Origin of the sequence: Brunnivagina elsteri CCALA 953 (genome assembly GCF_002289455.1) — a bacterium.
In the GTDB taxonomy this organism is placed as follows: domain Bacteria; phylum Cyanobacteriota; class Cyanobacteriia; order Cyanobacteriales; family Nostocaceae; genus Brunnivagina; species Brunnivagina elsteri.
Genome location: NZ_NTFS01000328.1, coordinates 1 through 7,685 on the forward strand (window position 1 = coordinate 1; position 7,685 = coordinate 7,685).

Sequence of the window (7,685 nt, forward strand, 5' to 3'; positions counted from 1 at the left end):
ATATTGGTAGTATTAAAATATTGCTATTTAATCTTATGCAAATTAATTTCCAACAAACCTTAGAAATGCGAAATTTTCGAGGAGCAGCAGATTTGCGCCTAATTGTCGATCTGATTAATATTTGCTGTTGCTTCGATAATTTGGATGATGGTGCATCCGTAACCGAATTAAAAAACGAGCTAGATGCACCTGGAGTAGATAAAAACAAAGACATACGGCTTTGGGAAGATGGAAATGGTAACTTAATTGGCTATGGGGATTTGTGGATTAGCGAACCCAGTGATGCGATCGATGGAGCCTTAAGTTTCTACGTCCATCCCGATATACGGGGTAAGAATTTAGAATCCCAGATTTTTCAATGGGCAGAGACAAGAATGGCGGAAGTCAAACAGGAAAGGGGTTTCCCGGTAAAATTGCGAGCGGGTGCCAGGGATACCCAAACCGAGAGAATTACCCTTTTGGAGAAATTTGGATTTATCTGCGAAAGAAGAAGCGATCGCATGGAACGGAGTCTTGTAGAACCTGTGGAACAACCACAATTTCCCCCTGGTTTAACTTTACGTCAGATGAATCCTATAACCGATAAATTAGCTTGGTTAGAGTTACTCAATGAGTCATTTCTCGACCATTGGAACCACCATCCGGTGACTTTGGAGAGTATGGAACATTGGTTGAAGGAAACCCACTACAAACCCGAACTCGATTTAATTGCCGTTGCCGATGATGGTAGTTTGGCAGCGCTATGTTTTTGCGAAATTAAACCCGAATATAGCGATCGCATTGGTAAAAAAGTTGGATTTATTGGAGTTCTCGGTACCCGTCGCAATTACCGACGCATGGGATTGGGACGGGCAATGTTGCTAGCTGGTTTGCAGCGACTCAAGGATAAGGGAATGGAATTTGCCCAACTTGGTGTCAATGCGGATAATCCTAACGGTGCGTTGCGGTTGTATGAGTCGGTAGGTTTTAGCAAACAACTGACAAAGATGGCATTTTTCAAGGATATTTGAAGTTAACCTGAGTGAAGATTCAACAGATGGAGTTTTAATATATATTCGTCATTGCTCCCGCTCACTTACCCCGGTATGCAAGGCTTTCACGGCATATCGCTTAAATTTGAGCTAATCTTTCCCGCAATTGGGTATAGCGTTCCTTTTGATTAACCGATCGCACAGCCATTGCGATCGCTTTCTTAGAGCCAACAATTATCGCCAGTTTCTTCGCACGAGTTAACCCCGTATAAATCAAGTTTCGTGATAGTAACATGTAGTGTTGGGTGTATATCGGCATAATTACCACTGGGTATTCTGAACCTTGGGATTTATGGATAGTCACACTCCAAGCTAAACCAAGCTCATTCAAATCTGCGTAGTCGTAAGTAACATCACGTTCTTGATACTGTACTATTACCTCTTGTTCCTCAGTATCGATTTTTGTAATAAATCCCACGTCACCATTAAATACTTCGCGATTATAATCATTGGTGAGTTGAATCACACGATCGCCTACCCGAAAAACAGTCCCACCTCTTGTTACTTCCAGCTTCTGTGGATTAGGAGGATTAATCAACTGCTGCAATACGTTATTGAGATTGCGCGTACCCACCAATCCCCTGGTCATTGGGGATAATACTTGTACATCAGCTACAGGATTAAAACCAAGCTTGGGAATAAAATCTGTAATCAACTCACTAATTGCTTGAACACCATGCTCTGGTTGCTGCCCACCACCATGCCACAAACAATCAGATTGAGGAGTTTCAGAAATTGGCTCGATATTGGGGTATTGCCCAAGGTTGATTTGGTGGGCACTTCTAATAATCGCACTTGTTTGTGCTTGGCGAAATATCTGTGTTAACCTCACAACTGGCACTTTTCCCGAATTCATTAAATCTGCAAGCACCTTGCCTGGTCCAACGGAAGGCAGCTGATCATCATCACCAACCACCAGAATTTGGCTGTCTTCGGATATAGCTTTGATTAAACTGTATGCCAAGAATAAATCCAACATACTCGCCTCATCGATGATAATTGCTTTTTGCGGCAGGGGATTTTTCATATCCCGCTTGAAACCCATACTTTTAGGGTCAAACTCCAGCAATCTATGTACGGTTTTTGCCTCCAATCCCGTCATCTCAGTTAAGCGTTGCGCTGCTCGTCCTGTAGGTGCTGCGAGGGCAATTGATTTTCCCATCGCTTTCCACAATCCCACAATAGTACGCACACTAAAGGTTTTCCCTGTTCCTGGACCACCAGTAACTATTAATACTCGTGAATAAGCTGCCATCTCCACAGCTTGTTGTTGTTGTGGTGAAAGTTCAACTTTTCTACTTTCGGTAAAACGTGTAAGCCATGTGCGAACACGCTCCATGTCTGGGTTGATGGGGCTTCTTAAACGTTGGGCGATTAGTAGTGCTAAATTGTTCTCAGTGTTGAAAAATGCAGGATTGTAACAAAGTAACGTTTTGTCAGGGGAGCTTTCTCGAATTAGTTCATCCGCGAGGGACATATTTTTGATGATTGTTGCAATTCCCTCTTCCATTGGTTGGTGGTCATCAGTTTTGAGGCATTTGGAGACTTCCTCAATTAATTCTGGTTGCGGTAAATAGCAATGTCCGTCTTCCGATGCGTCATTGATTATATGGGTAATCCCAGCACGGTAACGAAATTCGGAATCGGTTGGTACACCCAAGTTACGAGCAATTTTATCGGCAGTGAGAAATCCAATCCCGTAAATATCGGTTGCCAGTTGATAGGGATTCGTTGTGACAATTCCAATAGACTTATCCCCATAATTTTTGTAAATCTTGACTGCATAGATAGTGGAAACGCCATGAGATTGCAGAAACACCATTACCTCTTTGATGGCTTTTTGAGTTTCCCATGCCTTCTTTATCATCGTGATTCGTTTTCTGGCGATGCCATTAACTTCATGTAGGCGATCGATCTGATTTTCGATGATATCAAGGGTTTCGATTCCGAAATGGGCGACAATTCGTTTGGCGGTGACGGGACCAACTCCTTTGATTAGACCACTACCTAAATACTTTTCGATACCCGTAATTGTGGCTGGTTTGGTTTCCTTGTAATTGGTGACTTGGAATTGCAATCCGTATTGGGGATGTTCCCGCCAAAATCCGTTTAGTTGAAGAGTTTGTCCTGGTTGAATACCTGCGAAGCTACCAGTAATTGTGGTTAATTCTGATACTCTGGAGCGTTGTAACCTTGCTACCGTATAACCAGATTCCTCAGAATGGTACGTCAAACGTTCTACCACTCCTGTAATTGATTCTTGCTTGGGTGTGGCATTATTTGATGGCTGGTTTACTTGGTATGCGCTGGACATTGATTTTTAAAAGATGGCGCAAATATTATACTAAATACTTGCTGTTATGGAAGTATTTTGTACAATTTAGTTAGTAATATTGTACTATACAATAGGTAAATCACACTTCAAAAGTCTTATTTTAGATGCGTTTCAGTTTAATACCCCAAGAATTTGTGGAGCGATCGCAGCGCATTAGGCTTCAAAAATCGGCGTTGCATAAATGCGGGATGAATTAGCGGCTGAAACTATTAATCATTCGTTCAAAATAGTGTGAAATCATCCCATGATTCAGCAACACCCTTTAAAAATCTTATTTACTCATACAGTGCCAAACCAAATATGCTGTTGCTGACAAAATGCTCCAAGCCCAAGAAAAAAATACTCCTCTCAAGGATATTTATACTGCGAAACTCTCACAGGAACTGACTTCTGCGAGCGATCGCACTAACACGCTTATAAATTTTCAGAATTATTTGTTGACAACAATAAAATCTGCGATCGCTCCTGTGGAATATCACAACAAAATAGCTTATTTGTTATATATCTGACACTTTTACAGCAAAATTCCTGACAAAGCTAGAAGTAATTACAACTAACAATCGTTATTTACCTAAATGCAACAAGTGTAGGTAAATCGAGTCAATTATTAATTAAGACTCGTTGGCAAAAGGTGCTACTTTACACTATGCCACCTTACTAATAACTTTCGGCTCGAAGCTTTTAATATATGCGATCGCTCAAACCACAAATCAAACTATTTACACCAGTATTACTCGCAATGATGGGATTGGGAGTCAACCAAATATTTCGTACCACAGCCCAAGCACCAGCGAAACCGACACCACAGGAAATTATCCAACCCGGAGAAATACGTGCATTACCAGGAAAATTAAACACAGTTCCCGTTTTCAATAGCAACAGCCCCGAATGGATTAAAAATGAGGGAATTTTACTCTCGACATTTCCCCCAACAGGGAAAAAAGTAGCTCCACCAAATGTATCGCCCCATCTAAATTATCCATTTCAAGGACGTTTCGATTTATTTGCCCACCACTACACCCACAGTCCCAAGGACTTACAAACCCTTTATATTGGGATAATGCTCCACAACCCCAGCAAAAAAGCTGTAACGGTGAATACGCTGCAAGCAGCAAGTTATTTGATGACCGAAGCGCCATTTGTGACATTACCCCCCTATATCGAGAATAACGATGGTAAAGCATTTTCTGGTCCCGGAGCGAGAGCTGTTGCCGATGTTTTACGGGGTGTGCGTCAACCCGATTTTCCAGCAAAATTGGTAATTCCCCCCGGAAAAACCCGGATGTTGTTGAATCATCCCGTACCCGTGCGTGGATTACAGAAACCCGTTAACGGTCGATCGAGTTTTTTCCGGTTGGAAAGTAGCGGCAAAATCTATATTGCCAGTTTAGCGATGTTTGCGAAGAAAAATGCAGATGGGAGCGATACTACTACTAGGAGTGGCTATCGCGATCGCGCACCTAATTTGGGAGAATGGCAAGGATTACTCGACAATAGTAAATTAGCCGGACCCCGCGACAAAATCCCCACACCACCCGATGCTATCGGTGGTCAGTTAATTTACGGTCGCGTCGCAGGTGTATCCCAAGGTTCACAATGGCAAGCGGTTTTTACTGATAATCCCGGTAGCGCTAAACCCCAATTAAAAATTCCCCAACCTGGAAAAGCACTTTCCTACGGATTGGTAACTTTACGAGGTGGGAGGTTAGGTACAGAACAAAACCAAACGGCAAAAATGTTAGTTCGCTATCCCGATACGGCATACGAAGCTCATGGAAATTATGGAATCGAGTATAAATTAACTTTGCCGTTGCAAAATAGCAGCAATAAAACCCAAGCCGTGAGTGTTACTTTAGAAACACCATTGAAAGAAGATAGATTATCTAAAGGTGGATTACGTTTTCGCAAACCATCATTAGATTTCCCATTTTTTCGGGGTATGGTGAGGGTTAAATATGTTGATGATGGCGGAAAACAACTGACTCGCTACGTACATTTGTGGCATCGCACCGGGCAAATATTAGAACCATTAGTGAAGCTGAATATGCCCGCAAATAGCAGCCGTCAGGTACAAGTCGATCTAATTTATCCTCCCGATTCCACACCTCCCCATGTGTTGAGCGTGAGAACTTTGTAGAATTTTAGGTTTAGGTTGTGGGTTTGGGGAAAGCGATCGCAATTCAAATCAACCCACAAATTAACAGGCTCATTCATAACCTCCCCAGGATTCTCAGTTGCTAACAAAGGACTCCAATTTTTGACATCTGCATATCCAAGCTGATGTAGAATTTGTATCGTATTGGTTACAACTTTACGTGAACCGATGAGGATATGTTTGATTTTCTCAGGTTCTTGTAATTGCGGGGAAATGGCTTCAATTTGAGGGGTTTGATAATTGGTAATGTCAATATCACCGACAAAACTACGATATTTTAACTGCATCAAGATTTCTCCTTGTTATCAGAACTGCTTTTATTCATGAGGGCATTTACTAATCGAAAATATTCTGCTTCCAGAGGATTACTTATCCGAAAATATAATCGAAACGAGCCATCTTCGTAACACTTTAAATCTGCCTTCCCAAAGATAATTTCCCGTTGTTGTAGCCATTGAGTAACACTTGTGTGAAACTCAGCCAGAAACAAAGCTGGAAAGTAAATCCTTCCCGTTTTCTCTCCTGTATATTGATGAGTTAATATCTGAAATTGTGGCTCACTCAAAACTTGCGCCATAATTTTTTTCCTCAAATCTTCTTTTTATTTCTCTTGTATTCAAAAGTTTTGTAGAAGCGCAAAGTTGGCGGTGTCGGTTTCCGTCCTGCCAAACTTTGTAAGAAGGAGACCTTCCCTACAAACTTTTCGCTGCCGTAATGCTATTAATTTAGAAAGGCAGAAAGAGTATTTCACTTACTTCCATTTCCGCCTTTCCTGGATTAATTTGATGTCGATTCAAGGTATTTGAGAAAGTTCGATACTTTCCAATTCAGCCCGTGAACTTTGTCAGCAATATTCGGTTTAGTTGAGCTTCCATCACATAAAAGGCACTTACTGCAATCAATCCTGTCATCTTCCGTGTGTCGGCAAAGTATTTCGTTGTCGCTTAATGCTGCATCGGGAACGATGATTCTAAAACTTCTCCATCCCTGGTTTTGTGCTTGTTTCGCTTCTTGTTCGGTTTCGACAGAAGCCATGAGGTATTTTTGCCACCGTAAATCACAATTTTTATGTCTATGTGTGTACCCAGTATGTTTTCCCGATGCCAAAATAATCGGCTCCCAAACTTCTAATGGCACTGCTGTCGGGTCGCCGTAAGAACCAAGTCTAATCGGATAGCGATAGTGTTGTAAAATCGCTAATTCTTTCTCACTAAATTGAGGATAATTGCCAGCAATATAGGAACGATAAATGTTATTTGGGGTGAGAAGATTGACGTAACAGCTACCATTATCGCTCAACTTTAACGGACAATCACCACAAATCGAATTATCGAAACCATGTTTTGCAGCGTATGTCGGAACATAATTTTGTGAAAGAATCCAAGATTGAATCATTTGGCTTCCAGTTTTGCGGTTAGATGTGGGGTTCACAAAGCCGGTTAATATCAAAACGATGGGAGAGCTATCAATTAAAGACGCACCTTCCCAGACTATATAACCATTCCGTAGCATATTCGTAGTAGATGAATAATGTTGTCAGCAGTTGGATTCTGATTAAAAGCACATTAGTTGAAGCGAAAATGCAACTTTAACCAAAATCCTCCAGCATCGTTAATGCCAGAGGATTCGTAGGTTTGATTGATTTGGAACTAGTAGGTGGTATTTTCTACCATTACTTCTGCTTGATTTTCTATGCTATTACGCTCCAAATATTCTTGTCTACGCTGCCAGGAAACTTGATGTTGGATTAACAAGTCTTCCAATGTTTTACCAAATTTACGGTTAGCATATTCCAGCAATTGTTCAAGGGAAAATCGCTTTTCTTCCACCTTCCCAAAGTCATTAGTAAACCGTTCTTTGAATTCGTCCCAGCTAAAGGTTTCTTTCAAGGTTCGCTTTGCCACTAATCCACACAGAGAGCGAATGGAATAGTAAGCTTTGGTATATACTCTTTCTGAGTAATCGCTAACAGCATAATCGCCTAATACAGAATCACCAATCGCCTGAAAATTAGTCACTGATGATTTACGTGCAGCCATGATTAAATACCTCTTAAATCTTTCATTTACCTATTGGCGTTAGCCAGAAGAAGGCAGAAGTTGAAAGGCAGATGGCAGAAGGAAATAGAAATAAGTATAAAATTCAGGTAAGAGAAATACCATTG

The 7,685-nt window shown here is 41.2% G+C and carries 8 protein-coding genes; 3 read left to right on the forward strand and 5 right to left on the reverse strand.

Going from position 1 to position 7,685, the window contains the following annotated elements; genetic code table 11:
- Positions 1 to 1,010, forward strand: a 1,010-nt coding sequence (locus CK510_RS22690; protein ID WP_211293266.1) for a GNAT family N-acetyltransferase, incomplete at its 5' end; no start/stop codon positions are given.
- A 100-nt stretch (positions 1,011 to 1,110) separates the two neighbouring features.
- Here CK510_RS22690 and recD2 read toward each other — a convergent pair.
- Entirely contained in the window at positions 1,111 to 3,345 is a 2,235-nt protein-coding gene (gene recD2 / locus CK510_RS22695; protein ID WP_095723848.1) for an SF1B family DNA helicase RecD2, read from the reverse strand.
- A gap of 338 nt (positions 3,346 to 3,683) precedes the next feature.
- Between recD2 and CK510_RS22700 the strand changes: the two genes are divergently transcribed.
- Together CK510_RS22700 and CK510_RS22705 are read left to right on the forward strand one after the other, a co-directional pair.
- Complete coding sequence (locus tag CK510_RS22700; protein ID WP_095723849.1) at positions 3,684 to 3,875, forward strand: hypothetical protein; 192 nt, start codon at positions 3,684 to 3,686, stop codon at positions 3,873 to 3,875.
- Positions 3,876 to 4,054: 179 nt separating this feature from the next.
- Positions 4,055 to 5,503: a DUF3370 domain-containing protein gene (locus CK510_RS22705; protein ID WP_095723850.1), complete on the forward strand. Its 1,449-nt coding sequence runs from the start codon at positions 4,055 to 4,057 to the stop codon at positions 5,501 to 5,503.
- On the opposite strand, the gene CK510_RS22710 is transcribed toward CK510_RS22705, so the two are convergent.
- The 4 genes from CK510_RS22710 to CK510_RS22725 form a co-directional block, all read right to left on the reverse strand.
- The gene (locus CK510_RS22710; protein WP_342745995.1) at positions 5,452 to 5,808 is read right to left on the reverse strand and encodes a hypothetical protein; all 357 of its coding nucleotides are present in this window, start codon (positions 5,806 to 5,808) and stop codon (positions 5,452 to 5,454) included. The genes CK510_RS22705 and CK510_RS22710 overlap by 52 nt on opposite strands.
- Complete coding sequence (locus CK510_RS22715) at positions 5,808 to 6,098, reverse strand: hypothetical protein (protein WP_095723851.1); 291 nt, start codon at positions 6,096 to 6,098, stop codon at positions 5,808 to 5,810. The genes CK510_RS22710 and CK510_RS22715 overlap by 1 nt, the downstream gene beginning before the upstream one ends.
- A 200-nt stretch (positions 6,099 to 6,298) precedes the next feature.
- Entirely contained in the window at positions 6,299 to 7,033 is a 735-nt protein-coding gene (locus CK510_RS22720) for a hypothetical protein (RefSeq protein WP_095723852.1), read from the reverse strand.
- 137 nt (positions 7,034 to 7,170) lie between these two features.
- Positions 7,171 to 7,560: a hypothetical protein gene (locus tag CK510_RS22725; protein ID WP_095723853.1), complete on the reverse strand. Its 390-nt coding sequence runs from the start codon at positions 7,558 to 7,560 to the stop codon at positions 7,171 to 7,173.
- Positions 7,561 to 7,685 lie beyond the last annotated feature (125 nt).